Below are 25658 nucleotides of genomic sequence, written 5' to 3'. Positions count from 1 at the left end.
TCTGGCGGAGTGGGAACAGGTTCTACTGCTGGGCATGAATTAAGTCACTACATACCCGTTGGTAACTTTTGTCCGTACCTGACACGGATCGGTGGCAGCGTCCGGCCGCTCCGCGCGGCGGTCGCCGGCGCCCGGCGGCGGCCGGTGATCACCGCTGCGTAGTCGCGGAAATTCACGAGGTGAGCAAAAGGTGAATCTTTTACTGAATTCCCGTCAACAGACCTTCACCGACTATCTCGATCAGATAACGACATCCTTAAAAAGGCCTGGACCAATCGAGTGCGACGCGCGTAACTGCCCATTTTTTAAAGCAATTTGACGGTTCATCAAATCCAACCAGCAGGTAACGGATTGGATTCACGGCGGGCTTTCCCGTTTGTCCGAATTCACTGCGGAGAACCTCTGGCAGGCTTCCCGGCACCCAGTTCCCTGACCCCGGATTGAGGTGCTCATGTCTACGCATCGGAAACTGAAACAGCGTCAGAAAAGCCGCCATCAGCGGAAGCCGCGCCGGCTCATATTCGCGACGCTCGCCACGGCCGCAGCGGGGGTGATGGCGGCCGGCATGTTCTACGGGAACGTCCTCGAAGGGGCGCAGGCCGAACCGCTCGCACCGCGCGCCGGAGCCGTCGCCCCCGCGGGCCCGGCCGGCGCGCCGGCCCGCGACGCGGAGCCCGCGCCGCTCAAGGCCGTCCCCGCCGACCAGCCCGCCAAGGGCCTGGTCTTCGACGGCCTGGCCGCCGCCCCCAAGGGCGACCGCTGCGCCGGTGTCTACCGCACGGACGCCGGCCACTGCACCCACGGGCCCGACGCGCCGCCCAAGGGCGTCGACATCAAGAAGCAGGTGCCCCCGGCGGTCAAGACGGCCGCCGTCGCGGCCGACCCGACCCGCCCCGGCTCCCCGGCCAAGGCCGGCGGGCGTCCTCAGGACGCGCCCGCCACCGCCGACGCCCAGTCCGCGAGCCGCAGCGCCGCCTCCGCGCCCGCCCCCGCCGCCGGCCAGCGCGCCGTGGCCGCCGGCCCGGCCGGACAGACCGTGCAGTGCGACGGCGACGGCAGCACGGGCAACCGCGTCCAGGTCGTCTACGTCCACGGACCCGGCCGCGACCGCTACTCCCAGTACCTCGCGTCCTTCCGCAAGTGGGCCGCCGACGCCGATCTCATCTACTCGGCCAGCGCCCAGGAGACCGGCGGCGTCCGGCACATCCGCTACGTCACCGCCGCGGACTGCACGCCGACCGTCCTCAACATCGAGCTGCCGGACTCCGCGCTCTCCGAATTCAGCGCCACCAACCGCGCGCTGGCCGGCAAGGGCCTCGACCGCCGCGACCGCAAGTACATGATCTTCGCGGACACCCAGGTCTACTGCGGCATCGGCACGTTCAACGGCGACGAGCGGCCCGGCCAGAACAACCTGAGCAACTTCGGCCCCTCCTACGGCCGTACGGACTCCGGCTGCTGGGGCGGCCACACCGCCGCCCACGAACTCGGCCACAACCTCGGCGCGGTGAACAACAGCGCCCCCAACACCAGCCGCGGCGCGCACTGCACCGACGAGTACGACGTCATGTGCTACTCGGACACGCCGTACTACCCGCAGATGCGCTACGTCTGCAACAACCAGGCCAAGGAGAACATCCTCGACTGCAACCACGACGACTACTTCCACACCAGCCCCCGCGCGGGCAGCTACCTCGCCACCCACTGGAACATCGCCGACAACCAGTTCCTGATGCGCGGCAAGGGCGGCGGTGGCGGCGGCACCGACCCGAAGCCGGACCCGACGCCCACCCCGACCCCGACCACGCGTCCCGGCACCGGCCCCGACGTCAAGGTCGGCCAGATCCGCTCCGACGCCGCGGTGGCCAGCTGGCCCCAGGTCTCCGGCGCCGCCTGGTACCAGGTGCTGCTCAACGGCCGTCACCTGACCTGGGTGCAGGGCACCGCCGTCCGCGTCTACAACCTGCGCCCCGACACCGCGTACACCGTCGCCGTCTCGGTCCGTGACACGGCCGGCCGCGACAGCGGCCCCGGCAGGACCACCTCCTTCCGCACCGCGAAGGCCGGCGGCGCGGGCACCGCGCCCGGCGCCCGCTACCTGCTGGGCAACGGCAGCACCGGCATGACCGCCGAGATCTGGGGCGGCCGCACCGCCGACGGCACGGTCCTGGTCGGCTCCGCCGCCACCGGATACGCGCAGCAGCAGTGGCACTTCGACGACGCGGGCAACGGCCTCGTCCGGATCCGCTCCGCCGCCTCCGGCAAGTGCCTCCAGACCGGGGGCGCCCCCTCCGCCGGCATGTGGACCGCCCAGCAGCCCTGCCGCGCCGTCACCGCCCAGCAGTGGAAGGTCTCCGCCCGCGGCAGCGCGGTCACCGTCACCGACCGCTCCGGCGCCTACGCGCTGACCGTCGGCAGCCGCCCGTACTACGGCGCCTGGCTGCTCGAACTCCAGCCGAAGGACGGCCGCGCCGCCCAGCTCTGGACGCTGACCAGGGCCTGATCCACAGGCCCGTCGCGGGCGGCCGTTCGGGGGGACGGCCGCCCGCCCCCACCCCTCATGTCCCGTCTCCCCCGGAGAGCACCGCCATGCCCGTACGAAGAACCGCACGTTCAGCCGCCCGAAGAACCGCCCGGTCCGCCGTCCTCGTCCCCCTCGCCGCCACCGCGACCGCCGTGGTCATCGGCCTCCCCGGCCTGGCCCGGGCGCACGGCGACACCCTGAAGGTCGAGGTCACCGGCAACCGCGAGGGCCGGGTGACGGCCGTCATCACCTGGGAGAACGACAACGACCCGCTCGACGAGCCGGTCGCCGGCACCGTCAACGCGGTGAGCGCCGACGGCGCCCGCCTCCAGGGACCCTGGCGGCTGGTCGCCGACCCCGGCACCCCGAACGGCTGGACCACCAAGGAGGCGCTGCCCTCCGGCACCTGGAAGGTCTCCGTCGACGCCGCCTTCCCCGGCCTCGGCCACGCCGAACGCAGCCTGACGGTCAACCCCGCCGGCACCGGAGCCTCCGCCCCGCCGGCCACCCGGGGGCCGGGTGCCGAACCCGTCGCCACCACCGCCCCCGTCGCCGCGCCGCCCGCGAAGGGACGGCCCGTCACCTCGGAAGCCCGGCGGACCGGCCGTACGTCGGCCACCTGGTGGACCGCGGCCGGCGTCGTCGTCGCCGCTGCCGCCGGCGCCGCGGTGGGCGTCCTGGTACGCCGCGCCCGCGCCCGGCGCGCCGGCCGCGCGTAACGCCGGACCGGCACGGTGACGCCGGACCACCGCGCGTGACGGGCGGCACGACAGCCGCCCAGGCCGCGCGCAGCGCTGGACCGGCACCGCCCGGCGGGCCCGCCGCACCCGGCACGGGAACCCGCCCCCGCCACCCCGTGCGCCCGACACCCCTGGGCGCACCGGGGGCGGCGGCGCGGCCCCGAAGGCCGCCGCTCGTGGGGGAGTTCGGCGCGGATGCGAAGCTGGGGGCGACCGGCTCCATCCACGACGACGGAGGAGGACGCGGCCATGGCCGTCATCCACCACACGACCCTCACGCCGACCAAGCTCGAACTGGTCGCCGCCTGGCTGCCCTCCCGCCCCTGGTACCGCGGCGGCACGAGCGGCCCCGAGCTGTCCAAGGCGGGCGGCTTCCGGCTGGACGACCCCGAGGGCGAGGTGGGCATCGAGTTCATGGTGGTCACCGACGCCCCCGCCGACGCCCCCGCCGACGCCCCCGCCGACGCCCCGGCCGGCGAGCCGGCCGCGTACCTGGTCCCGCTCACCTACCGCGGGGCCCCGCTGGACGGCGCGGAGGACGCCCTCGTCGGCACCATGGAGCACGGGGTGCTCGGCAGGCGCTGGGCGTACGACGGCTGCCACGACCCGGTGCTGGTCGGCCGGCTGCTCGCGCTGCTGGAGGGCCGCACGGAGGCCCAGGCGCAGAGCGACAGCGACACCCCCGACCGCGACGTCACCCGCGCCCTCACCGGTGGCCCCGTCGCCGGCCCCGCCACGGCCACCGACACCGACGGGGGCACCGTCCTGACCCTCGCGACGGGCGCCACCCTGCACCTGAACCGCGTCCTCACCCCCGCCGGCGACCTCCCGCCGACCGCGACGGGCCACGTCTCGGGCGTCTACCGCCCGACCCCCGTCACCACCGCCGCCACGGTCTTCGCGGTGCTCATCCCCGCCCCGGCGAGCTGACGCCCGCCCGGCGTCGTGTCGCGCGCAGGTGGCGGGCCAGGGCCGTGGAGGCGAGGATGGTGACCAGGGCGCAGACGGGCCACCAGCCCCAGCGCGCGTACAGCTGGGTGCCGAGCCAGGAGCCCGCGCTGCCGCCGACGTAACCACAGGTCATGTAGGCCGTGTTGAGGCGGCCGCGGGCGTCGGCGCGGAGCGCGTAGATGCGGACCTGGTTGGCGACCATGCCCGCCTGGAGGCCCACGTCGAGCAGCAGCGTGCCCACGACGAGGGCCGCCAGCCCCACCGCTCCGCCCCTGGCGCCCAGGGCCAGCACCGGGCCGGTGGCGGCCACCGCCAGCAGGCAGACGAGGTTGACCGCGTCGGGACCCCGCCGGTCCACCAGCCGGCCGGCCACCGGGGTGCAGGCCATGGTGGCCGCGTTGACCAGGGCCAGCGCCCCCACCGCCGGGGCGCCCAGCCCGTACGCCGGGCCGGTGAGCAGCAGCGCGACGGAGGTCCACACGGCGGTGAACCCGCTGAACACCGCCGTGTGGTACCAGCAGGACCGGCGCAGTCCGGGCTCCGTGCGCAGCAGCCGCAGCGGCTCGGCCAGCAGTGCCGGGTAGCGCTGCCGGGAGGGCGGCACGGTGGCGGGCAGGGCGCGGACGAGCAGCACCGCGACGGTCAGCGACAGGGCCGCGGCCAGCAGGTACGGTGCCCGCCACCCGAACCACTCGCCCAGCCAGCCGCCGCAGGCGCGCGAGATCAGCATGCCGCCGAGCGAGCCGCTGAGCATCGTCCCGGTCACCCGCCCCCGCTGGTCCTCCGGCACCAGGCCGACGGCCAGCGGGCCGATCACCGGGGCGACCACGGTCGCGGTGCCGGCGAGCGCGCTCGCCCCCACCAGCGCCGGCAGCCCGGGCGCCGCCCCCGCGGCGAGCAGGCCCAGGCCGGTGACGCCGAGCAGGGTGACGATCAGCGTGCGGTGCGGGATCCGGTCGCCGAGGGGGACGAGCAGGAAGATGCCGGCCGCGTAGCCGAACTGGCAGGCCGTCACGGCGAGGGTCGCCGACTCGGGCGTGACGCCGAGCCCCGTGGCGATCAGCGGGCTGATCGCCTGCGGGAAGTACACGTTGCCCACGGCCACCCCGCAGGCGAGCGCGAGCAGCGCGAGCACGACCCGGCCCGCCACGGGGGCCGCGCGGGCCGGGACCGCCCGGCCCGGCGCGCCGGCGGCAGGTACGGGGGCGGCCGGGGCCCGGTCGCTCGTGTGCTCGTCGTCCGTCGTCCTCATGGACCGAAGTCCACGGCACGGCGCGCGGTCTGCCAATCGAATTACCGTGCCGGGGCGGCCGGGTGGCCGGTAGCACCGGCGGTACGCGCCAAGGCCCGCGGCCCCCTCGGGGACCGCGGGCCCTCGCCGTGCGCGCGCCGGGGGGGCGGGGGAGGGCGGGGGCAGCAGGGCAGGCGGCCCCCGGGTCTCCGGCGGCGGGCCCCCGGTCTCCGGCGGCGGCGGGCCCCGCGCGGCCGGGCCCGGCGGAGGTCACGCGGCCGGCAGCAGCCGGCTCCTCAGGTGGTCGAGCACCTGGTCCAGGGCGGCCCGGGTCGGCTCGCCGGGCCGGTCGACCAGGTGCTCGGTGAGCACCGAGTGCGGCGGCAGCACGCCCTGGGGATTGGCGTGCCGCGGATCCAGCTCCACCGCGACGAAGCCCTCGCCCAGCTCCCGCCTGAGGTACGCGAACCGGTCGCCCGGCACGAACCGGTCACCGCGGAACCGCAGGCCGAGCACGCGCAGCCCGTCCCGCTCGCAGCGGTCCCGCACCACCGCCAGCTCCTCGGCCGAGATGTCGATGCCGCCGGCCTGTCTCCGGGTCCACGGCACGGGCAGCGAGGGCTGCGAGAGCACCGGGGCGAGCAGCCGGTCGTCCGTGGCCATGGCCAGCGCGAACCCGCCGGTGAAGCACATGCCCACCGCGCCGACGCCCGGCCCGCCGCACCGCCCGTGCTCGTGCGCCGCCAGCGCCCGCAGCCAGGCCACGGCGGGCGAGGAGCGGCCGGTGGCCAGCACCGTGAACTCCCGGCTGACGCACACCGAGGCGAGGGACGAGGCGGCGTACGCGAAGCCGGCCAGCCGGCCGTGGGCGTCCGGGTGCGGGTCGCGGCCGGGTCTGCCGAAGAGCACGGGCAGCACCGCCGTACAGCCGAGCGCGGCGACGCGTTCGGCGAACGCGAGCACCTTCGGCGTGATGCCGGGGATCTCCGCCATCACGATCACGGCCGGTCCTGAGCCGTGCCGCAGGACCTCGTGGGTGGTGCCGTCGTGGGTGAACTCCTCGCGCGTGAAGCCCTTGAGGTCGTGGTCGGCCACCGGGTACCGCCTTTCGTCTTCCGGGAGGGACGGGGAAGTCGGGCTGGTTCGGGAAGGGACGGTACCGGCAGGGAGCGGGCCTAGTCGCCGAAGGACAGCATGCGGATCACCTGCTGCCGGTCGTCGCCGTCCATCAGGGAGTCGGTCACGAAGACGCGGCCGGCGGCGTACGCCACGTTTCCCCCGAGCATCTCCTGCTCCGGGGCCCGCGCCGAGGACGTGTGCCGCATCAGCACGGTGACCTTCGTGGGGCCGGGGCCGAGCCGCAGGGTCCGCCCCGGCTGCTGCGAGGTGGCGCCCACGTACGCGACGAGCGTGCCGCCCTCGGCCTTCAGCGGCAGGAACGGACGGTACGCCTCCACCTTCCGCCCCCACGCGAACTTCCCGGTGGCCAGGCTGAAGGCCCCCAGCCGCCCTTCCGTGGACGCGTACAGCATGCCGCCGCCGACCAGCGGCCCCCGGCAGTTCTGCACGCCCTCCCCGGAGTCCCCCTCGTCGCACGGGTCGAGCCCCCGGTCGCCGGGGTCGATCACCGTGCGCCGGCGGCCGGCGGAGTCGAGCACCACGGCCGTCCACTTCCCGATGTCCGTCCGGTCCTGCGCGACGACCACGACCGGGTCGACGGAGAGGACCTTCCACAGCTTCTGCCCGGTCGGCAGCCGGAAGCGCCACTTCACCTTCCCGGTGCGGGGGTCGAGCTCCTTGATCTGGTCCTGCGGGGTCTTCCCGGTGATCCCGCAGTGGTCGACCTGGAGCAGGCGGACGCCGCCGGCCACGTCGTCGGGGTAACAGCCGCCCGGGTTCTCCTTCCGCGACACGAACAGGGGCGCGCCGTCGCTCACCCGGTAGGCGTCGGCGGACATGAACCGGCCGACCATGAGGGTGTCCCCGCTGATCGCGAGGTGCACGGTCAGGAGGCTGTCCGAGGAGTCCTCCGAGGTGAGCTTCCTGGTCCAGCCGGGCTTCCCGGTCTTCAGGTCGATCATCATCAGGTGGTCGCAGCGGCGGCCCGGGCCGCCGGCGGTGCCGCCCCCGTTGCTGTAGGCGACGACCACCTTCCCGTCGGGCGTGGTGCCGACCGGGGTGTCGCAGACCGGGGCGGGCAGCCTCAGGCCCCACGCCTTGGTGCCGTCGGCCGTCCTCAGGGCGGTCACCTCGGTGTACGCGGCCTGGACCACGGTGTCACCGGCGAACCACAGGTCGTACAGGTGGGTGTTGTCCGGTACGTCGAGGTCGTTGGCGAACGCCCAGGCGCGGGCCTCGCCGGCCGCCCGGCCGATGTTGATGTCGGCGCCCAGGCCGGGCGCCGCGCCGCCGGAGGACGGTGAGGGGGCCTGCGGCCCGGCGGGCGGCCGGGCCGCGACGGTGGGTCCGGCGGTCCGGTCCGCGCCGCCGCCCCGCTTCCCGGAGCCGCCGCCGAGGCCGGCGTACAGCCCCGCGCCCAGGAGCACCAGCGCGAGGGCGGCGGCGCCGGCGAGGACCGCGGTCCGGCGCCGGGAGGGGCAGGCCGAGGCCAGCGGGGGCGGGTCCTGCGGCTGCCAGGAGGGGCCGCCCCAGGGTCCGGCGCTCCGCGCGTACGGGTTGTCCCCGGCACCGTCCGCGCCCGGCGGCGGTGCCTTCGGTGGCTCGTACCAGGGCTGGTCCATCGGTTCCCCCCTCGTGTGACGGCCCGGAGCGGGCGGTGGCCCGGTCCGGTGAGCGGCCCCAGTGTTCCAGCGGCAGCGGCCCGGAGGCCGCCCCACCGCCACTTCCGGCCACCGGACGGCTGTCACCGGACAGCGGCCGGCACCGGTCACGGGGTTTCCGCACGGTGCCAACCGCAAATAAGGCTCAACTCCGTTGGCCCGGGCGATCATGGTGCGTAGCCTCGCCGCATGACGAACACCTGGCACGTCCTCGTCGAGGAGACCCGCACTCTCGAACGGTGGCTGGACCACCGGCAGATCGAGACCGAGCACTGGAGCCTCGCGGTGAGCGAGCCGGTGGCAGGTCCGGAGACGGCGGCGGACCGGGCCCGGGAGCTGGCCGGCGCGTACCTGCCCGACTGGATGGCGCGGCCGGACCGCCCCGGCGACCGTCCGCGCCGCCGGGCGTACCTCACCGCCGGCGGCAGCTGGCTGGTCACCCTCGCCCACGAGAAGGGCCGCCGCGACTACTGCCACCTGCGGATCACGCCGGCGCAGATGATGCTGGACGAGGCGGAGACGCGCGGGTAGGGGCGCAGGGCGGAGGCCGGACCTCCGCCGCTCCGCCCTGGTGCGCACGTGGGTACCGGGACGGAAGTGAGTACCGGTACTCATGGCGGAAGTCCCGGCGCCGGCCCGAGACTTGCCGCACCGACGAGAAAGGTCACCGATCATGCTGCAGAACCGAGGAGCGCGCGGGTCCGCCGACGCGACCGGCGCCGTCCGCGCCTCCCGCCAGTCGCTCACCTACCTCGCCGTCGCCGGCCTGGTGACGGCGCTGTTCGCCACCGGCTGCGGCACGGGCGCGGACCGGGTCTGCGGCGGCGGCCGGTACCCGGTGAAGGCGGTGGGCAACACCACCGGCCAGGACTGCGTGCCGGACGGCGAGGAGCCGCCCGCGGGCTACGTCCGCTACCCCGAGGGGAAGGTGCCGGAGCACGTCGGCGACAAGTGGGACGACTACTGGAGCAAGGTCGTGGTGGACGAGAAGGGCAACATCGTCTCCGGCGGGACGGACGGCACCGGCGGCCAGGGCTGATGCCCCGGGGCGGACCCGGCGCCCCCGCGCCGGGCCTCCGGCACACCGGCGCGGCCGTACGGATGGCGGGGCGAGCCGGGGGCAACCGCCCCGCGCGGGACCGGCGGCCGGGGCCGGCGCTGTCACAGGGGCCCGCCACACTGGCCCCATGGAGACGAACGAGGGGCGCGACGGGCACGTCGACCCGCACGCACTGCTGGGGCTGACGGACTGGGACGCGGTGGAGAACTGCTTCTCCGACGTGGCCCCGCCGACCGAGGACATACTGCTGCGGCTGCTGGCCGACGACCCCCGGGAGCAGGGCCACGCCCTCCGGGAGCTCATGGAAGCCGTCTGGCACGGGAACGTCGTCTCCAGCGCCGCCGCTCCCGCCGCCCGGTACGTCGCGGCCGTCCTCGGCGACCCCAGGACCCTCGCGCTCGTCAAGGACCGGGTGCCCGTGGAGGAGGCCGAGGAGGGCGAGCAGACCCCGTACCCGCTCCGCGCCGGCCTGCTCAACTGGCTGGGGGACGTGGTCCAGGACGCCGCAGCACAGCAGCACGCCCCGTACGGCGAACAGGAGGACGTCGACGCACTGCTGGCCCTGGCGCCGGAGCTGCACGACGCGGTCCTGCCCTTCCTGGACGACCGGTCCCGCGACGTCCGCGAGGCCGCCCAGGGCCTGCTCCTCCCGCTGCTCGCGCTGCCGGCCCTGGCCGAGCGGACACCGGCCCACCGGGTGCTCGTACGCCACCTCGCCCTGACCGACGGCCACCACAAGTGGCGGGCGATCGACACCCTCGCCTACTGGGGCGAGGACCTGTCCAGGCTGCTCTAGCCGCGCCTCTTCGGGCTGCTGCCGGGCTGTTGCCGGGAGGGCCCGGTGGCGGGTGCGCGGGGGCGGGCCGGCGCCGGCGGCGTCTCAAGTTTCGTGGGGTGACCTCAAGAAGGTTTACGGCAGGCCTGGTTCGGCAGGCCCCCTCCCGTTAGGCTTCTCGCAGCTCAACCCCGTTGCCCCACCCCCACCCGACCCACAGGAGAGCAGCCGGTGCGCCAAGCCCTGCCGCCCCTGGGGGAACTCTGGGACACCGTGGCCACGCTCGCCGCGGAGCAGGGCGAGGACCCCGGCGAGGTGCTGGGGGCCGCCCGGCTGTCCGCCCTCACCGGCATACCCGCCGGCCGCGTCGAAGCCGTACGCGACGGCCGGGACACCGGGCTCCCCCTCGACCGGCAGGTCCGCGAGCGCTTCACGGAACTCCGCCACAGCAGGAGGCGCCCGGACGGCGCCCGCCACAGCCTCGACGCCATCGCCCGCCACTTCGCCGCCCGCGGCGCCTCCCTCGGGGCGCTCAACGGCGGCTCCGGACTGCCCGGGCTCCGGCACGCCGAGGGCATCCAGTCCTTCTTCGGGGTCTACGCCGGCTTCCTCGTGGCCGACGACCGCAGCGCCGTGGAACACGCCCTCGCCGCCTCCGGCATCGTGCCGCCCTGCACCCCGGCCGAGATCGGCCGGATCGGCCACCTCACCGGCATCGCCCCGGCCGGCGTCGCCCGTGCCCTCGCCGGCGAAGGCGGCGGCCTGCCCCTGCCCCGCCGCGTCCGCACCCGGTTCCGGCTGCTGCGCGCCACCCGGCCCGGGCCCGACGGGGAGCCGTACTCCCTCAGGGAGATCGCCGCCTCCTTCTCCGCCACCGCCCAGTCCCTGAGCAAGCTCAACGTGGACGAGGACGACAGCCTGCCCAGCCTCGCGGTCGCCGCGGGCATCCAGCGCTTCTTCGGCGTCGACGGCGGCTTCCTCCTCGCCGACGCACCCACCGCCCTGCGCCGCGCCCTGAACCACGTGGCCGCCGGGCTGCGCCGCACCGCGGCCCGGGCGGCCGAGGACCCGCTGGAGAAGCTCAAGCGCGACTACGAGCTGCTGCACATCGCCATGCGGGCCAGCAACCTCTCGCCCCGCGGCCGCCGGGACCTCGCGGCCCACCTCAAGAACCTGCTGGCCAGTGAGGGGATCACCGATGAGTAGCCGGGCACACGGCCGGTTAGCGGCCGGGGCGGGGGAGCGCGCGCCGGGAGGGCCCGCGCGCCCGAAGGCCCGTGGGACGTTGCGGTTGTTCCGGACGTGCGGACTCCGGAAGGACGGGACGGGGGGAGGCACCCGATGAGGGTCACGCGCGAGATGCGCGCACTGCGCAGGCGGCTGCTCGCCGACACCCGGCTGCCCCGCCCCGCCGACGCCGGCACCATCATCGCCGGCCTGTGCGAGGCCTTCGCACGGCGCCGCGGCGGGCGCCCCGTCGACCACCGCTTCAGCCGCTTCCCCGTCGCCACCGCCAGCGGCCTCTGGCTCCAGCTCGCCGACCGCGACCTGATCGTCATAGAGGAACGCACCCGGCCGGGACACCAGTTGGTCATCGCCTGCCACGAGTTGTGGCACATCCTCGAAGGCACCTGCAACAGCCACGGCCCCGGCCTCTCCGTGGCCGCCCGGCTGGCCGGCAGCGACGCCGACCTCGGCGCCCTGCTCGGCACGGAACAGGGCCTGCGCGCCGTCGTCCAGCAGGCCGCCGCCCGCGCCGGACACGACAACCCGGCGGAGGACCGGGCCGAAACGTTCGGCCTCTTCATGGCCAGACACCTCACCTGCCTCCTCCCCGCACCCGAGGAGGAGCAGGTGCCGCCCGCCATCGAGCGGATCCGCACCTCACTCGGCGGGGGGCACTGACGGTGCCCGCCGACCGCCCGCCGACCTTACGCTCCGCCGAACCCCCGTCCCCCACACCCGTCCCCGAACTCGGCGCAGCGAAAGAGAGCCCCGCACGATGAACAGCACCACAGCGACCCCGCACGCCGTCGTGATCGGCGGCAGCATGGCCGGACTGCTCGCCGCGGCCGTCCTGGCCGCCCACGCCACGGTGACCGTCATCGACGCGGACGAACTCCCCGACCGCCCCGCGCCCCGCCGCGGCCTCCCGCAGGCCCGCCACGTCCACGTCATGTGGTCCGCGGGCGCCCGGGCCGTCGAGCGGATCCTGCCCGGCGTCACCGACGCCTGGACGGCGGCCGGCGCGCTCCGCCGCAGCCTGCCCACCGACCTGGTCACGATGACCGCCCAGGGCTGGATACCCCGGTTCGGCGAGCACCAGTTCAACATCTCCTGCAGCCGCGACCTCCTCGACTGGGTGGTCCGCACCCGCGTCACCGCCCTCGACGGCGTCACCCTGCTGCGGCGCAGCACCGTACGCGCGCTGGAAGGCTCCCGCCGCGCGGTCACCGGCGTCCGCGTCGACACCCCGGACGAGCAGGACGTACGCCTGCCCGCCGACGTCGTCGTCGACGCCAGCGGCCGCGGCTCCCGCGCCCTGCGCTGGCTGGCCGACCTCGGCGTGCGCGGCGTCCGCCAGGCCGAGGTCGACTCCGGGCTCGTCTACGCGACCCGCCTCTACCAGGCCCCGCCCGGCGCCCACGAGACCGGCTTCCCCATCGTCAACGTCCAGTCCGACCCCCGCGTGCCGGTGCCCGGCCGGACCGCCACCATCGTGCCCATCGAGGACGGCATCTGGCAGGCCACGCTCTCCGGCACCCGCGGCGGCCAGCCCACCGCCGACCCCGACGCCTTCGTGCCGTTCGCCAAGAGCCTGCGCGACCCCGTCGTCGGCGACATCCTCGAACGCCAGACCCCGCTCGCCCGCACCGCCCGCGACGGCGGCCGGACCGCCGCCGAGGTCGCCGTCACCCAGGGCAACGCCAACCGGCGCAGCTACTTCGAGAAGGCGGAGCTGCCGGCCGGCTTCTTCGCCGTCGGCGACTCCGTCGCCACGTACAACCCGCTGTACGGCCAGGGCATGACCGTCGCAGCCCAGGGACTCCTCGCCGTCCGGGAGATCCTGCGCAGCAGACCCGTGACCGACCCCGAGTTCACCCGCCAGGCACAGCGCGCCATCGCCGGGCCCGCGACCGTCGCCTGGGAGCTGGCCACCTCGCAGGACATCCTCTACCCGGGCGCCACCGGCATGCGGCCGCGGCCCGGCTCCGGGCTCCTCAACTGGTACGTCGACCGGCTCATGACCGGCGCCACCCACCAGGAGGAACTCACCGCCGCCTTCCTGCGCGTCATCACCATGACCGAGTCCCCGGCCGACTGGGTCCGCCCGCGCACCCTGGCCCGCGTGCTGCGCCCCGCCGGCACCCCCGCCCACACCAGTGCCCCGCTCACGGCCGCCGAGCGCTCCGTCGCCGGCCTGGCCGCCGGCGAGTCGGCGAGCAGCCCCCGATGAGGTGCCCCTAGGTGGACAGCGGCATCCTGCTCTACGCCCCGGGCGCGCTGCTCACGCTCGCCCTGCTCGTCAAGGCGCCGGCCCTGCGGCGGGACTGGCACCGGCCGATGATGCGCGCCGTGTGCGTGCTGCTCGTGGTCGGCTGCCTGGTGCTGTTCCTCGCCGCGCCGCCCACCATCGTGGCCGTCAACCGGCTCACCGGGATCCCCAACTGCGCCGCGCCGCTGGTCTACGGGGTGCTCACCGCCTTCTCCGGCTCCTGCATCGTGCTGGTCCTGCACTGGAGCGGGACGGACCCGGCCGCCATCAGACGCGGCACGCGCCTGACCGTGGCGGCGACCGCGGCGGTGACGGTGCTGATCGTCGCCGCGTTCGCCGCCGGGGACGCGGAGGTCGAGCGGGTGCGCGACCTGGACACGTACTACGCGAACACCCCGTACGTCCGCGAGATGATCGTCCTGTACCTGCTGGCCCACTCGGCCGGCAGCGCCACGCTGACCGTGCTGTCGTGGAAGTGGCTGCGGCGGGTACGGCCGGCCATGCGCTCGCTCCGCGGCGGGCTGGCCCTGCTGGCACTGGGCGGGCTCCTCGACCTCGGCTACCTCGCGGCCAAGTGGGCCGCGGTGGGCGCGCGTTGGGCCGGACGGGACTGGGACGCGCTCTCGACGGACCTCGCCCCGCCGCTGGCCTCGGGCGCGGCGGTGCTGGTCGGCGCGGGGTTCCTCGTACCGCTGGTGGGGGCGTCGTCGGCCTGGCGGGACTACAGCCAGTACCGCGCGCTGCGGCCGCTGTGCAAGGCGCTGGGCGGACCGGCCGGCCCAGGGGCGGCCACGGTGCCGCTGAAGTGGTGGTCGCCGGTGGGCATCCGGCTGATCCACCGCGAGTCGGTCATCAACGACGCCATCCTGGCCCTGACCCCGTACTGCGAGGCGCCGGTCCGGGCCCGCGCCCTGCACGCCGCCCTCGCCCAGGGCCTGGCCCCCGCGGACGCCGCGACGGTGGCGGACGCGGCCATGCTGGCCGCGGCGGCGGCCCGCCGATGCGGGCCGCCGCCGGTCCGGGGCACGCCTGCGCCGGGCGCGGCCCGGGACAGGTACGGCCCCGACGCGGCCCGGGACACGTCCGGCCCGGGCGCGGCCCGGGATACGTACGGCCCGGGCGCGGCCCGGGACACGTCCGGCCGGGGCGCGGTCCGGGACACGTCCGGCCGGGGCGCGGCCTCGGATACGTACGGCTCCGGCGCCGCCCCGTCGGCCGCGCGCGGTGACGCAGCGGCCCCCGGGCCGGACGGCCGCCAGGAGCCCGGTCCCGGCGTCGAGGCGCGGCTCGGCTCGCGTCCGCTGGCCGCCCTCGCCGCCGAGTTCCGCCGCTCCCCGGTGGTCGCCGCCGCCCGCCGGGAGGCGTCCCGCGCGTCCGGCCCCTCCGCCTGAACCCCGGAGCGGGGCCCAGGCCGTGTCCTGCCCGACGCCGGTCTGGCGTCCCGGGTGCCGGTTGCCGGCGTGATGGCCCGCAGCGCCCGACGTGGCTCCCGCGCACGGTGCCCACGGGGCGGGCTTTCCGTGCCGTCAACCGGTGGCGCGGGCGGGCACCGGCGGCTGCCGGCCCGCTAGCCCTTCGCCGTGCCGGCCGGCCGGCCGGACAGCCAGGCGCCGTAGCGGCGGACCAGGCGGCGGTGCCCGGCCAGGTCGCGTACGAGCGTCAGCCCGGCGGAGACGGTGCGGCGCGGGCGGCGGCCCTCGGCCAGCCGGTGCAGGTGGCGGCGTACCACCGCCAGGTGCGTGGCCGCCCGCCACGACGTGTCCCGCACCGGCAGCCGCAGCCCCTCCACCCGCGCGGTGGCGTCCTCCCCGGCGGCCCACCGCTTCGGCAGGTCGGGGGAGAGCGCGAGCACGCCCGCCATTCCGGCCACCGCCACCCCCTTGGCCAGGACGCCCTCGGCCACCTCGCGCCGGGCGATACCGCCGGTGAGCATCAGCGGCACCGGGGGAGCCGCCGCCAGGAGTTCCTCGGCGAAGGGCAGGAACCGCGCCTCGCGCGCCAGCGGCCGCCGGTCGGCGGCACCGTCCGCGACGGTGGCCACCGGACTCTCGACGCTGCCGCCCGACAGCTCCAGCAGGTCGATGTCCAGCTCCCCGAGCAGCCCCAGCAGCGCCGCGACGTCCTCGGTGCCGAAGCCCCCGCGCTGGAAGTCCGAGGAATTGATCTTGACGCCGATGTCGAAGCCCGGCGCCACGCGCGCCCGCACGGCCCGGATCACCTCGGCCAGCAGCCGTGCCCGCCCCTCCGGCGAGCCGCCCCACCGGTCGGTCCGACGGTTGACCAGCGGGGAGAGGAACTGGCTGAGGAGGTAGCCGTGGGCGGCGTGGATCTGTACGCCGTCGAAGCCCGCGGCCTCGGCCCGCGCGGCCGTCCGCGCGAACCGGTCCACGGTCTCCTCGATCTCCCCGGCCGTCATCTCCTTGGGCGGGGCGAAGCGGTGGCTCAGCTTCCCGAGGTCAACCGGCACCTCGGACGGCCCCCAGGACACCCCCGGCATGTCCGAACCGACCTGCCGCCCGGGGTGGTTGATCTGCATCCACACCCGGGCGCCGCCCGCCCGCGCGGCGTCCGCCCAGCGGCGGAAGGGCTCCAGGGGCGAGTCGTCCTCCAGGACGATGGTGCCCGGCGAGGTCAGTGCCCGCCGGTCGATCATGACGTTGCCGGTGATCAGCAGTCCGGCGCCGCCCTCGGCCCACCGGCGGTAGAGCCGCTCGATCCGGGCGTCCGGCAGCTGTCCGGGCCCCGCGAGGCACTCCTCCATGGCCGCCTTGCAGAGGCGGTTGGCGAGCATGCTGCCGTTGGGCAGTCTCAGCGGCGAAAAGAGGTCGTCCAAGTCGATGTCCCCCACTCACGTTCACCTGATGGCGAGAAGGCTGGCGCGAATGCTTCCCCAAGCACCCGCGCGCGGCGACACAACATACCCCCCGGTGGTGAACGCCACGCCGGTCCTGCGGCGGCATTTCCGCCTCCCCGCGCAGCAGTTCCGCCGCGCCGCCGCAGCCGTCCGGGGCGTCTCCGGCCGGGAGGACCAGCGTGCGGCCGTGCGTGAACGCGTCGTCGGCGTACGCGCACCCCTCCCGGTCCGCGGGGCCGTGGAAGGACCACCGCCCGGTGATCGCTGCCGGACGGTCTCCCGTGGCCATGCCGAGCAGCGCTTTGTCCAGACCGGAACCGGACATGGTCCGGTCCGCGGCGAACCCCGTGCCGGCTGCCCCTGTGTGCGGGGAGCAGCGCGAGGGCTCGCCACGCCTGCCGTCCCGACCTCGTCCGCGGCCGCGCCGAGACCGGGATTCAGCCCCCCGCCAGGGGGTTCGGCAGGCCCGTCCACTGGTCGCCCCCCGCTTCGCTGAGCCGCATCAGGGTCAGGGCCTTCACCGGCAGCGGTTCGGAGGTGAGCGCGTGCAGGTCGTCCCCGCAGGGCATGGCGGCGGTGCCGGCCGCCAGCAGCGTGCCCAGCGTCTCCGTGTCCCCGGCGAGGGGGCCCAGCGCCCCCGACAGCAGGCCGCCGAACAGCTTGCGCCGCAGCGCGACCGGGTCGTCCGTCTGCTGGCGGGCGGTGAGCGGCGGCAGCGGGATGCCGTGCCGGGCCAGCCGGGCCGGGCTGATCCGGATGTCCGCCAGGTCGCGGTAGACCAGCCGGGCCGGCCGCCCGGCCGCGTCCACCACCAGCAGCAGGTTCTGCCCGTGCGCCTCCAGGGCCACCCCAAGGCCCAGCAGCCGCAGACCCACCTCCAGCACCAGCCCGGCGAACGCCTCCCGCCAGGCACGGCGCTCGCCCGCCGGCACCGTGCCGGCGACGAACTCCGCCAGACAGGCCACCGGCACCACCCGTTCCCCGGCACCCCGGTCCGCGTACACGTCGGGCGCCTCCCGCAGCACCGCGGCCAGGTCCGGCGCCGGCGCCCCCACCGCCGCCACGGTGCGCGTGACGTGCAGCCGGCCCTCCAGGCGCGCCGCCATCGCCTCCACGAACTCCGACAGCACCGCCGCGTTCTCCACCGAGTACGCCGAGATGTCCCGCACGGACGAGGTCAGCCGCGTGCTCAGCGCCGTCTTCACGTGCAGCGCCGTCCCGGCCCCCGCCACCTCCCCGGCCGCCTCCAGCGTGCGCAGCGACAGCAGCGGCCGCGCCGCCAGCAGCGGGCCCCGCACGGGCTCCTTCAGCACGTGCGCCGCCTGCCACGGGTGTACGGGCACCAGCACCCGCTCACCGTCGCGCAGCCCCCGCGGCCACCGCCCGACCAGCACCGGCTCCGTCACCGGAACCAGCGGCAGCCCCACCACCTGCCGGTGCTCGGGCGCGTACGCCAGCTGCTCCGCGGCGGTGAACCCGGGGCGCGAACGGCAGCCGGGATGGTACGGATGACCGTCCGTCACCCGCTGCTCCCACTCCCACGCGGCCCCCGGCGCGCCGTCCGACCCACCGTCAGCCGTGCCGTCCGCGCCGGCCGTGCGCGAGAGGGCCAGGGAGGCCACGCTCCCGTCCAGCTCCGCCGCGAAGTCCTCGCCCCGCGGCACCCCGAGGGCCCGCAGCAGCAGCGCCGGATGGTCGTACGGGACCCCCTCCAGCTCGACCGGTCCGGCGAGCGGAGCCGTCGCCCAGGGGTCGCGGGGCGGGCCGCTCAGCCGCCGTCCGTCCACCAGCCGCAGCACCACCGCACCGCCCGCGGCACCCCGCCCGGCGACCCACGGCAGCGGGTCGTGGACCAGCCCCCGCCACAGCCGGGACAGCACCGCCGCCCTGGCCCCGGGAAGCGCGTCGGCGTACGGCCCGAGCAAGTCGGGCCGCACCTCGCGGAGTTCCGCGGCGAGGGATCGCTCGGCGGCGGTCTTGATCACGTGTTGCCCTCCTGGAACGCATGGAGCTGCGACGTTACACATACTGAACGGTGATGAACGCGATCCCCGACACCACCGTGCGGACGGCCGAAACCCTGGCCCTCGCCCCCCTCCTCACCTGTCTGCTGCGCGAGCTGGCCGAGCCGGCCGGCCCCGCCGAGCCGTGCCACCCCGAGCGGGCCGCCGAAGCCGCGGACGGGCACGGCCGCCGGGTCTACCGGCTCCGCCCGAGCGGGAGCCTGCTGCGGGTGCGCGGCCCCCACCGTCCGGGCGAACCCGCGCTGTGGAACGGCCGGGACTGGACGCCGCTGGACCACGCGGGGGTGGTCGCCCTCGCGGAGGGGGAGATGCGGAAGGCCACCGGCCGGGACAACGGCACGCTCGGCGCCGAGATGGCCGACAGCCGCGAGGTGGTGGCCGCGATCCTGGCCGCCCGGGACCCCGCCCGCGCTCCCGAGGACCTCTGGATCCGGTCCGAGCAGTCCCTGATCGGCGGGCACCCCTGCCATCCGGCGCCCAAGGCGCGCGGCGGCGGGCCGGCCGCCGGCTGGCTCCCGTACGCCCCCGAGGCGTACGCCCGATTCCCCCTGGCCCTGCTCGGGGTCCGCGAGGACGCCCTGGTCGACGAGGGCGACACGGCCGCCCTGGACGCGCTCGGCGAGGCCCCGCCCGGCTACCGGCTGCTGCCGGCCCACCCCTGGCAGCTGGAGCTCGTACGGGAACTGCCGGAACTGCGCGCGGCCTTCGCCGACGGACGGCTCGTCCGCCTCGGCACGACCGACCGGACCGCCTGGCCCACGGCCTCCCTGCGCACGGTGTACCTGCCGGGTGGGCCGTCCGGTGACCTCTCCCTCAAGTTCAGCCTGGACGTGAGGATCACCAACGACATCCGGCGGCTCTGGCGGCACGACCTGCTCAGGGTGCTGGAGCTGGACCGGGAGGTGGCCGACGCCTTCGCCGCGCTGGCGAGCCCCGCCGCCTGGATGCGCGACCGCGGGTACCGCACGGTCGACGGCCTCCTCTTCGAACCCTGCGCCGTGCTGCTCAGGGACGGTCTGGAACAGCACCTCCCGCCGGGCACCGAGGCCGTCCTCCCCGCGGCGGTGGCGGAGGGCTTCGACGGCAACCCGCTCGACCGCGCCGCCGATCCGGGGGCCTGGTGGGCGGCGTACCTGCGGGCCGTCGTACCGCCGGTGCTGGAGGTCTTCGAACGGCACGGGCTGGTCCTGGAGTGCCACCTCCAGAACACGCTCGTCGCGGTGGACCGCCTCGGAACGCCCGTACGGGCGGTGTTCCGGGACCCGGAGGGCGTGAAGCGGGTGTCCGAGGTGGGCCGGGCCGCGGGCTGGGAGCGGCTGGTGTACTGCCTGCTGGTCAACCACCTCGCCGAGGTCGCGGGCGCCGTCGCCGAGCGCTTCCCCGCGGTCGCGTACGGGCTGTGGCCGGCGGTACGGGCCGAACTGGAGCGGTACGCCGCCCGCCGCCCGCTCCCCGAGATCGCCGCCCTGCTCGCCTCACCCACCCTCCCGGGCAAGGCGAACCTGCTGCTCCGCTGGACGGACGCGGACGGCGCCGACTCCCGCTACCTCCCGCTGCGCAACCCGCTCCCGGACCCGGGCGCCCCGACCTGGCTGGACCACGCCGCCGCCGCGGCCCCGGACGGGCCCCCGTCCCGACCCGGCACGCCCCCGACGAGCCGGCGCCCCCACTGACGGAGGCCCCCGCGCCCGTCCCCGTCCCCGTCCGGGTCTCGGTCCCCGCGCCCGTCCCCGTCCGGGTCTCGTCCCCCGGCCCCGTGCCGCCACCCTCCACCCGCCGGAGGCGTTGCGCTGGGTGATCGGGTGGCGGCGGCGTGCCGTCGGAGGTTTAACGCCGATCGATGCGTTCCTTAAGGGGGCCTCAAGATCTCAACGGCCGCCCTACTGCTGGGTATTTGTCGGTTTCGCGGGCGCTAGCGTGCTGCTCGTTCCCCCCTCGGGACCCCCTCCCCTCCCGATCAGACAGGCAGGTACCCCATGGCCGGCAACTCTCACCGCCGCAAGGCGAGCGGCAAGGCGAAGGCGGCGGCGGCCCTGGCCGTCGTGGCGGCGGTCGGCGGCACCGCCGTCGTGCTCGGCGGCACCGCCCAGGCGGCGTCCGTCGGCGCCGCGTTCACCCGTACCAGCGGCTGGGAGACCGGGTACACCGGCCAGTACGTGGTGACCAACCACGGCAGCTCCGCGCTCACCTCCTGGACCCTGGAGTTCGACCTCCCCGCCGGCACCTCCCTGGCCTCCCTCTGGAACGCGGAGAAGGCCGTCAGCGGCCGCCACGTCACCGTCACCCCGCCCGCCTGGGACCGTGACGGGCTCGCGCCGGGCGAGTCCGTCACGGTCGGCTTCGTCGCGAACGCGACCGCCGGCGCCGGCGCCCCCGCCAACCCCACCGGCTGTCTGATCGACGGTCGGAAGTGCTCGGCCGACGGCGGCACCACACCGCGCCCCAGCGGCCGCCCCACCACGGCCCCCACCGCCACCGCCAAGCCCACGGGCAAGCCCACCCCCACCCCCACCAAGCCCACGGCGCAGCCCACCGCCACCCCCACGGTCAAGCCGACCCCCACGGCGACCCGGCCCACCACCGGTCCCGCCTCCACCGGCTTCGCCCCGTACGTCGACACCTCCCTCTACCCCGCCTACGACCTCCTCGACACGGTCACCGCCACCGGCGTGAAGGAGTTCAACCTGGCCTTCATCACCTCCGGCGGTGGCTGCTCGCCCCTCTGGGGCGGGGTCACCTCCCTCGCCGACGACCGGGTCGCCTCCCAGATCCCGGCGCTGCGCGCCAAGGGCGGTGACGTCCGCGTGTCGTTCGGCGGCGCGGCCGGCTCCGAACTGGGCCTCGTCTGCAACTCCGCCGACGCCCTTGCCGCCGCGTACGGCAAGGTCGTGGACACGTACAAGCTCACCAGGGTGGACTTCGACATCGAGGGCGCCGCCCTGCCGGACACTGCCGCCAACACCCGCCGCGCCAAGGCGATCGCCGCTCTCCAGCGCCAGCACCCCGGCCTGGACGTCTCGTTCACGCTCCCCGTGATGCCCGAGGGCCTCACCCAGCCCGGCATCGACCTGCTCGCCGACGCCAAGCGCAACGGCGTCGCGATATCCGCCGTCAACATCATGGCGATGGACTACGGGCCGGCCTACAGCGGCGACATGGGCGGGTACGCGATCCAGGCGGCCACCGCCACCCAGGCCCAGGTGAAGAGCGTGCTCGGCCTCTCCGACGCGGCCGCGTGGAAGACGGTGGCCGTCACGCCCATGATCGGCGTGAACGACGTCGTCACCGAGGTGTTCACCGTGGACGACGCCACCCAGCTGGCCGGCTTCGCCCGCTCGAAGGGCCTGGCCTGGCTGGCGATGTGGTCCGGGGCCCGCGACCGGCAGTGCCCCGGCGGCGCCAAGAACCAGGCCGACGCCACCTGCTCGTCCATCCTCCAGGCGCCGCTCGCCTTCACCCGGGCTTTCGCGGCCCGCGGGTAGCCGGAGCCCGGAGCCCGGAGCCCGGAGCCTGGCACCCGAGCCCCGGAAGCCGGAAGCCGGAAGCCGGAAGCCGGAAGCCGGAAGCCGGAACCCGGCGCCTGGCGCCCGGCCCGCGAGCAGCCGCGGGCCCGGGCTCCGGGAGGCGCGCGCGGCGCTCGCCGCCGGCGGGGGCCGCTCCCGCAGGGACTACGCGGTCACCCGCCGGCACAGCAGCGCGTCCGGCCCGCCCCGGCTGCCGACCCGCGTGGTGAACGCGATGCCCGCCGCGTACTCGTCCGCCGCGCACTGCCCCTTGTACTGGCCGGACGCGAACTCCCCGCCCGGTGCCCCGGCCGGCCGGTTGTCGCCCCGGTCGAACCAGACCGTACGCCCGGCCGTCCCCAGCGCCTGCCGGGCCGGCGCGCACAGCGCGGACGACACCCGCTCGCCGCGCCGCGCGTACCCGATCAGGAACTGCCCCGCCGGGCACTGGAACTTGGTGTACCCCGAGGCCCAGTCGCCCCCCGCCGGCACGTACCGCTCGTCCCACACCACCGTCTGCGCCGTGCCCGCCGCCCGCAGGTCCCCGGCCGTCACGTCCGAGCACAGGCCCCGGCCGCCCGCGTGGCCCAGGCCCAGCAGGCGCTGGCCGTCCGGGCAGGCCGCCTTGCGGGCCCCGGAGTCCCAGTCGCCCTGCGACCGCACCCGGAGCGACTGCACGAAGTCCCGGTGGTCGGTGGTGAGCATCTGCCAGCGGGCCTCCGGCGCGACCGTCCCCGTCCGGGTGGGGGCGGTCCGCAGCCGGTCCCACGCCGCCGCCCGCCAGTCGCCCGGGTCGAGCAGACCGGACCGGGCGCCGGAACGCCCGTACCGGAGCAGCGCCCAGTCGTCGTGACCCGCCCAGCCCACCAGCGGCCAGTACGCGAAGTCGGCGTCGGCGCGCACCAGTTCCTCGGTGAAGGCGCCGAACCACGCCCGCGGCCGCTCGCCCGTCTCGCCGGAGCCGATCCCGAACTCGCTCACCCACACGGGGGCGGTGAAGTGCCTGCCGGTCTCGGCGGACACGAAGAAGGCCTGGTCGTACAGCACCTGGCGGAGCTCGGCGGGGCTCAGGTCCTGGTAGCGGGGGTCGTGCGTCTCGCCGAGGCCGGTGGCGCCGCTGTGGTTCGGGCCGGTGTAGCCGTAGAAGTGCGCCGAGTAGACCAGCTTCCCGGAGACCACCAGGGTGTGGGACAGGGTCCGGGCCGGCGTGAGGGTGGGGCGGCCGTGCGGGAAGCCGTCGACCGGGATGCCGGTCCAGTTGATGCCCTCGATCACGATGAGCAGGCCGGGGTTGGCCTCGGTGAGGATCCGGTCGGCGGCCTCCTGCGCCGCCGCCTGCCAGTCGTGCCCGTCGCCCCAGCCCCAGTTCGGGTCGTCCCAGACGTCCCGGCGCACCTCATTGTACAGGTCGGCGCCCACCACCAGCGGGTCGGACCGGTAGCGGCGCGCCATGAAGACCCAGTCGTCGGCCCACTGGGCGGTGCTCTGGCCGCTGTTCCAGCGCTCGTTGCCGTCCACTCCGCAGCACCAACGGGTGGTGCGGGTGTGGTTGTTGAGAATCACCGCGAAGCCGTCCGCGGTCAGCGCGCCGACCACCGCGTCGTACACCTGGAGCGGGGTCCGGCCGCGCAGCTGCGGGTTGGCCGCCACCGCGGAGTCCGGCACCGGGGCGGTGGTGTGGATCATCTCGTTGGAGAACGGCAGCCGGATGCTGTTGAGGCCCAGCCGGTGGAAGTCGGCGAGCAGGTCCGCGACCGGCACCCGGTCGAGCCCGAGCGGGATGCCGTGTGCGTCCTGCCCCGCGTGGTGGTTCGCCGGGTCGGCGATGTCGCCCGAGCCGGTCCAGGAGCCCTGGGCGCCGTCCCAGTTGGCGGCGCGCAGCCGGAACCTCCGGCCGTCGGCGTCCACGATGTACCGGCCCCGGGTGGACAGCGGCGGCCGCCAGTCCGCGGCGCTGGCGGTGGCGACGGCGGCGGCCGTGGGGGTGCCCGCGGGGGTGCCTGTCGGGGTGCCCCCGGCGGTGGCTTTGGTGGTGCCTCCGGCGGTGGCCGCCGTACCTGCCGCGGAGGCGACGACCGTACGCACCTCGCCGGATGCCGCACCCGCCTCCGGGGCCGCCCCCGTCGCCGCCGGCGCCGCGGCGAGGCCGCCCGCCACCAGGGCCGTGACCGCCCCCGCCGTACCCAGAAGAACCCGCATGCCACCCCGCCGTCCAGGTCGTCCGACATTCGAACGGCGCCAAATTACCGGCGAGTTGGTAGGAAGACCAGAGGTTCAGGAGCGGCGTCGGGGCTTCCCGCGCTTCGCGCCCGCGGCACCCTTGCCCGCGCCTCCGGAAGCCCGGCCGCCCCGGGCACCGCCCGAGCCGGAACCGCCCCGCCCACCGCCCGAGCCGCCCCGCGCGCCCTTGGCGGCCGAGGCGCCGCCGGACCCCTTCCGGCCGTCCCCGCCCGCCCCGGGCCGCTTCCGGTCCTGGCGGCCGGCGTCCGCCGCCCCGCCGCCGGACGGCTGCCGGCCCCGGGAGCTGTTCACCGTCCGGCCGCGCACGATCCCGATGAAGTCCTCGACCAGGTCCGTGGTCTTCTCCTCCGGCCACGACAGCGCCACCTGCGACTGGGGCACGTCGGTGACCGTCCGGTACGTCAGGTCCCGGCGGTGGTGCAGCCGGGCCAGGGACTGCGGCACGACCAGTACGCCCACCCCGGCGGCCACCAGCTCGATGGCGTCGCCCGTGGTGGCCGGACGCTCGATCGCGGGCCTGCCGGGCGGCTGCTCCCAGTCCAGGGTGTCGTCGAGCGGGTGGAAGACGATCTCGTCGGCCAGGTCGGCCGGGGTGACCTCCTCGGCCGCGGCGACCAGGTGGTCCTTGGGGACGACCACGACGGTGGTCTCCGTGTAGAGGGGGATCGCGCTGAGGAACGTACGGTCCACCGGCAGCCGGACGAAGGCCGCGTCCGCGTCACCGCGGCGCAGCGCGTCCTGCGCCTCCGCGGCGGGCACCGCCACCAGCTCCAGCGGGACGTCCGGCAGCCGCTCGCGCCAGATCCGCACCCACTTGGCGGGTGTCACGCCCGGTACATAAGCGAGCCGGAAGGAAGGGGATGTATCCGAGCCTGTCACCGGGCCAGGTTACCGGGCGTGGTCGGAGCCCGCGCACGCGCTCGATATCCTTGGTCCCATGAGTTCGCACCAGAGCACCCAGTCCATGAAGCCCGCCACCGCGGCGAAGAAGCTGGGTGTGTACCTCGACGCCACCCCCGCAGAGTTCCGGGAGGGTGTCGTCACGCGCGACGAGCTGAGCGCGCTCCAGGCCGAGCCGCCGGCCTGGCTGGTCGAGCTGCGCGCCAACGGCCCGCACCCGCGCCCGGTGGTCGCGGCCAAGCTGGGCGTCTCCATCTCGGGCCTGGCCCGCGGCGGGGTCACCGACGCGCTCACCACGGAGCAGATCGAGGCGATCAAGCAGGAGAACCCGGAGTGGCTGCAGAAGGAGCGCGCCACCCAGGCCGAGGTCCGCAAGGAGACCGTGCGCGTGAAGAAGCTGCACGCGGAGCGTGAGGCGCGCCGCCAGGAGTCCTGACCTTCCCCCCTCCACACCCTCCGCCGTGGGGGGGGGGGGGGGCCCCCCGCCCGCCCCCCCCCCCCCCGCGCCGCCCGGGGGCCCCCCCGCCCCGGGCCCCGCCCGCGGGCCCGGCCCCGCGGCCCGCCCCCGCCCCCCCCCCC

20 protein-coding genes are annotated in these 25658 nt (G+C 75.8%); 13 read left to right on the top strand and 7 right to left on the bottom strand.

From position 1 onward, the window contains the following. Positions 1-565: 565 nt before the first annotated feature. From ACIQUR_RS30990 to ACIQUR_RS30980, 3 genes are all read left to right on the top strand, one after another. Complete coding sequence (locus ACIQUR_RS30990) at positions 566-2503, top strand: RICIN domain-containing protein (protein ID WP_403671440.1); 1938 nt, start codon at positions 566-568, stop codon at positions 2501-2503. A gap of 86 nt (positions 2504-2589) precedes the next feature. Next, on the top strand, positions 2590-3243 hold the full coding sequence (locus ACIQUR_RS30985) for a hypothetical protein (RefSeq protein WP_403671437.1): 654 nt from the start codon (positions 2590-2592) through the stop codon (positions 3241-3243). A gap of 270 nt (positions 3244-3513) precedes the next feature. Continuing rightward, on the top strand, positions 3514-4194 hold the full coding sequence (locus tag ACIQUR_RS30980) for a 1,4-alpha-glucan branching protein (RefSeq protein WP_403671435.1): 681 nt from the start codon (positions 3514-3516) through the stop codon (positions 4192-4194). Here the strand turns inward: ACIQUR_RS30980 and ACIQUR_RS30975 are convergent. The 3 genes from ACIQUR_RS30975 to ACIQUR_RS30965 all read right to left on the bottom strand — a co-directional run bounded on the left by ACIQUR_RS30975 (position 4172) and on the right by ACIQUR_RS30965 (position 8187). Continuing rightward, a complete protein-coding gene (locus tag ACIQUR_RS30975; RefSeq protein WP_403671432.1) occupies positions 4172-5467 on the bottom strand; it encodes an MFS transporter in 1296 nt (431 codons plus the stop codon). The genes ACIQUR_RS30980 and ACIQUR_RS30975 overlap by 23 nt on opposite strands. Positions 5468-5716: 249 nt before the next feature. Then, positions 5717-6541, bottom strand: a complete 825-nt coding sequence (locus ACIQUR_RS30970) for a dienelactone hydrolase family protein (protein ID WP_403671429.1) — start codon at positions 6539-6541, stop codon at positions 5717-5719. A gap of 80 nt (positions 6542-6621) precedes the next feature. Further along, positions 6622-8187, bottom strand: coding sequence for a PQQ-binding-like beta-propeller repeat protein (locus tag ACIQUR_RS30965; protein ID WP_403671426.1), 1566 nt, complete (start codon positions 8185-8187; stop codon positions 6622-6624). Between the two features lie 228 nt (positions 8188-8415). Here ACIQUR_RS30965 and ACIQUR_RS30960 point away from each other — a divergent pair, with 228 nt between their 5' ends. From ACIQUR_RS30960 to ACIQUR_RS30930, 7 genes are all read left to right on the top strand, one after another. Then, a complete protein-coding gene (locus tag ACIQUR_RS30960; protein WP_403671423.1) occupies positions 8416-8757 on the top strand; it encodes a hypothetical protein in 342 nt (113 codons plus the stop codon). Positions 8758-8899: 142 nt separating this feature from the next. After that, positions 8900-9265: an SCO0607 family lipoprotein gene (locus ACIQUR_RS30955; RefSeq protein ID WP_403671420.1), complete on the top strand. Its 366-nt coding sequence runs from the start codon at positions 8900-8902 to the stop codon at positions 9263-9265. Positions 9266-9413: 148 nt separating this feature from the next. Beyond that, entirely contained in the window at positions 9414-10082 is a 669-nt protein-coding gene (locus ACIQUR_RS30950) for a hypothetical protein (RefSeq protein ID WP_403671417.1), read from the top strand. A 210-nt stretch (positions 10083-10292) separates the two neighbouring features. Further along, on the top strand, positions 10293-11267 hold the full coding sequence (locus ACIQUR_RS30945; RefSeq protein ID WP_403671414.1) for a hypothetical protein: 975 nt from the start codon (positions 10293-10295) through the stop codon (positions 11265-11267). Between the two features lie 135 nt (positions 11268-11402). Further along, the gene (locus ACIQUR_RS30940) at positions 11403-11966 is read left to right on the top strand and encodes a toxin-antitoxin system, toxin component (protein WP_403671411.1); all 564 of its coding nucleotides are present in this window, start codon (positions 11403-11405) and stop codon (positions 11964-11966) included. A gap of 97 nt (positions 11967-12063) precedes the next feature. Further along, entirely contained in the window at positions 12064-13518 is a 1455-nt protein-coding gene (locus tag ACIQUR_RS30935) for an NAD(P)/FAD-dependent oxidoreductase (RefSeq protein ID WP_403671408.1), read from the top strand. 11 nt (positions 13519-13529) lie between these two features. Continuing rightward, positions 13530-14948 (top strand): MAB_1171c family putative transporter, encoded by a 1419-nt coding sequence (locus ACIQUR_RS30930; protein ID WP_403671405.1) that lies wholly within the window; start codon positions 13530-13532, stop codon positions 14946-14948. 176 nt (positions 14949-15124) lie between these two features. Here the strand turns inward: ACIQUR_RS30930 and ACIQUR_RS30925 are convergent, their stop codons facing one another. Together ACIQUR_RS30925 and ACIQUR_RS30920 are read right to left on the bottom strand one after the other, a co-directional pair. Then, positions 15125-16390: a 2,4-dienoyl-CoA reductase gene (locus tag ACIQUR_RS30925; protein ID WP_403671402.1), complete on the bottom strand. Its 1266-nt coding sequence runs from the start codon at positions 16388-16390 to the stop codon at positions 15125-15127. 458 nt (positions 16391-16848) lie between these two features. Further along, positions 16849-18438, bottom strand: a complete 1590-nt coding sequence (locus tag ACIQUR_RS30920) for an IucA/IucC family protein (RefSeq protein ID WP_403671399.1) — start codon at positions 18436-18438, stop codon at positions 16849-16851. A gap of 11 nt (positions 18439-18449) precedes the next feature. Here ACIQUR_RS30920 and ACIQUR_RS30915 point away from each other — a divergent pair, with 11 nt between their 5' ends. Both ACIQUR_RS30915 and ACIQUR_RS30910 read left to right on the top strand, forming a co-directional pair. Beyond that, positions 18450-20108, top strand: coding sequence for an IucA/IucC family protein (locus ACIQUR_RS30915; RefSeq protein WP_403671396.1), 1659 nt, complete (start codon positions 18450-18452; stop codon positions 20106-20108). Between the two features lie 303 nt (positions 20109-20411). Beyond that, complete coding sequence (locus ACIQUR_RS30910) at positions 20412-21917, top strand: cellulose binding domain-containing protein (RefSeq protein ID WP_403671393.1); 1506 nt, start codon at positions 20412-20414, stop codon at positions 21915-21917. Positions 21918-22103: 186 nt separating this feature from the next. Here ACIQUR_RS30910 and ACIQUR_RS30905 read toward each other — a convergent pair whose 3' ends face one another. Both ACIQUR_RS30905 and ACIQUR_RS30900 read right to left on the bottom strand, forming a co-directional pair. Next, positions 22104-24137 carry a glycoside hydrolase family 5 protein gene (locus tag ACIQUR_RS30905; RefSeq protein ID WP_403671390.1) on the bottom strand — a complete coding sequence of 678 codons (2034 nt, stop codon included), beginning with the start codon at positions 24135-24137 and terminating at the stop codon, positions 22104-22106. 75 nt (positions 24138-24212) lie between these two features. Then, a complete protein-coding gene (locus ACIQUR_RS30900; RefSeq protein WP_403671386.1) occupies positions 24213-25058 on the bottom strand; it encodes a LysR substrate-binding domain-containing protein in 846 nt (281 codons plus the stop codon). Positions 25059-25116: 58 nt separating this feature from the next. On the opposite strand from ACIQUR_RS30900, the gene ACIQUR_RS30895 reads away from it, so the two are divergent. Continuing rightward, positions 25117-25515 (top strand): DUF5997 family protein, encoded by a 399-nt coding sequence (locus ACIQUR_RS30895; RefSeq protein WP_403671383.1) that lies wholly within the window; start codon positions 25117-25119, stop codon positions 25513-25515. Positions 25516-25658: the final 143 nt, after the last annotated feature.

Source organism: Streptomyces sp. NPDC101132, assembly GCF_044759225.1.
Lineage (GTDB): Bacteria > Actinomycetota > Actinomycetes > Streptomycetales > Streptomycetaceae > Streptomyces.
Note: the sequence above shows the minus strand (reverse complement) of the source record. Positions and strands in the feature narration are given on the sequence as shown.

What these genes read in the sequence shown, in the direction of transcription:
- ACIQUR_RS30980 (WP_403671435.1), top strand. Translation starts at nt 3,514, where the DNA reads ATGGCCGTCATCCACCACACGACCCTCACGCCGACCAAGCTCGAACTG.
- ACIQUR_RS30940 (WP_403671411.1), top strand. Translation starts at nt 11,403, where the DNA reads ATGAGGGTCACGCGCGAGATGCGCGCACTGCGCAGGCGGCTGCTCGCC.
- ACIQUR_RS30920 (WP_403671399.1), bottom strand. Translation starts at nt 18,438, where the DNA reads ATGTGTAACGTCGCAGCTCCATGCGTTCCAGGAGGGCAACACGTGATC.
- ACIQUR_RS30895 (WP_403671383.1), top strand. Translation starts at nt 25,117, where the DNA reads ATGAGTTCGCACCAGAGCACCCAGTCCATGAAGCCCGCCACCGCGGCG.
- ACIQUR_RS30965 (WP_403671426.1), bottom strand. Translation starts at nt 8,187, where the DNA reads ATGGACCAGCCCTGGTACGAGCCACCGAAGGCACCGCCGCCGGGCGCG.
- ACIQUR_RS30975 (WP_403671432.1), bottom strand. Translation starts at nt 5,467, where the DNA reads ATGAGGACGACGGACGACGAGCACACGAGCGACCGGGCCCCGGCCGCC.
- ACIQUR_RS30955 (WP_403671420.1), top strand. Translation starts at nt 8,900, where the DNA reads ATGCTGCAGAACCGAGGAGCGCGCGGGTCCGCCGACGCGACCGGCGCC.
- ACIQUR_RS30950 (WP_403671417.1), top strand. Translation starts at nt 9,414, where the DNA reads ATGGAGACGAACGAGGGGCGCGACGGGCACGTCGACCCGCACGCACTG.
- ACIQUR_RS30905 (WP_403671390.1), bottom strand. Translation starts at nt 24,137, where the DNA reads ATGCGGGTTCTTCTGGGTACGGCGGGGGCGGTCACGGCCCTGGTGGCG.
- ACIQUR_RS30935 (WP_403671408.1), top strand. Translation starts at nt 12,064, where the DNA reads ATGAACAGCACCACAGCGACCCCGCACGCCGTCGTGATCGGCGGCAGC.
- ACIQUR_RS30910 (WP_403671393.1), top strand. Translation starts at nt 20,412, where the DNA reads ATGGCCGGCAACTCTCACCGCCGCAAGGCGAGCGGCAAGGCGAAGGCG.
- ACIQUR_RS30985 (WP_403671437.1), top strand. Translation starts at nt 2,590, where the DNA reads ATGCCCGTACGAAGAACCGCACGTTCAGCCGCCCGAAGAACCGCCCGG.
- ACIQUR_RS30990 (WP_403671440.1), top strand. Translation starts at nt 566, where the DNA reads ATGTTCTACGGGAACGTCCTCGAAGGGGCGCAGGCCGAACCGCTCGCA.
- ACIQUR_RS30960 (WP_403671423.1), top strand. Translation starts at nt 8,416, where the DNA reads ATGACGAACACCTGGCACGTCCTCGTCGAGGAGACCCGCACTCTCGAA.
- ACIQUR_RS30915 (WP_403671396.1), top strand. Translation starts at nt 18,450, where the DNA reads ATGAACGCGATCCCCGACACCACCGTGCGGACGGCCGAAACCCTGGCC.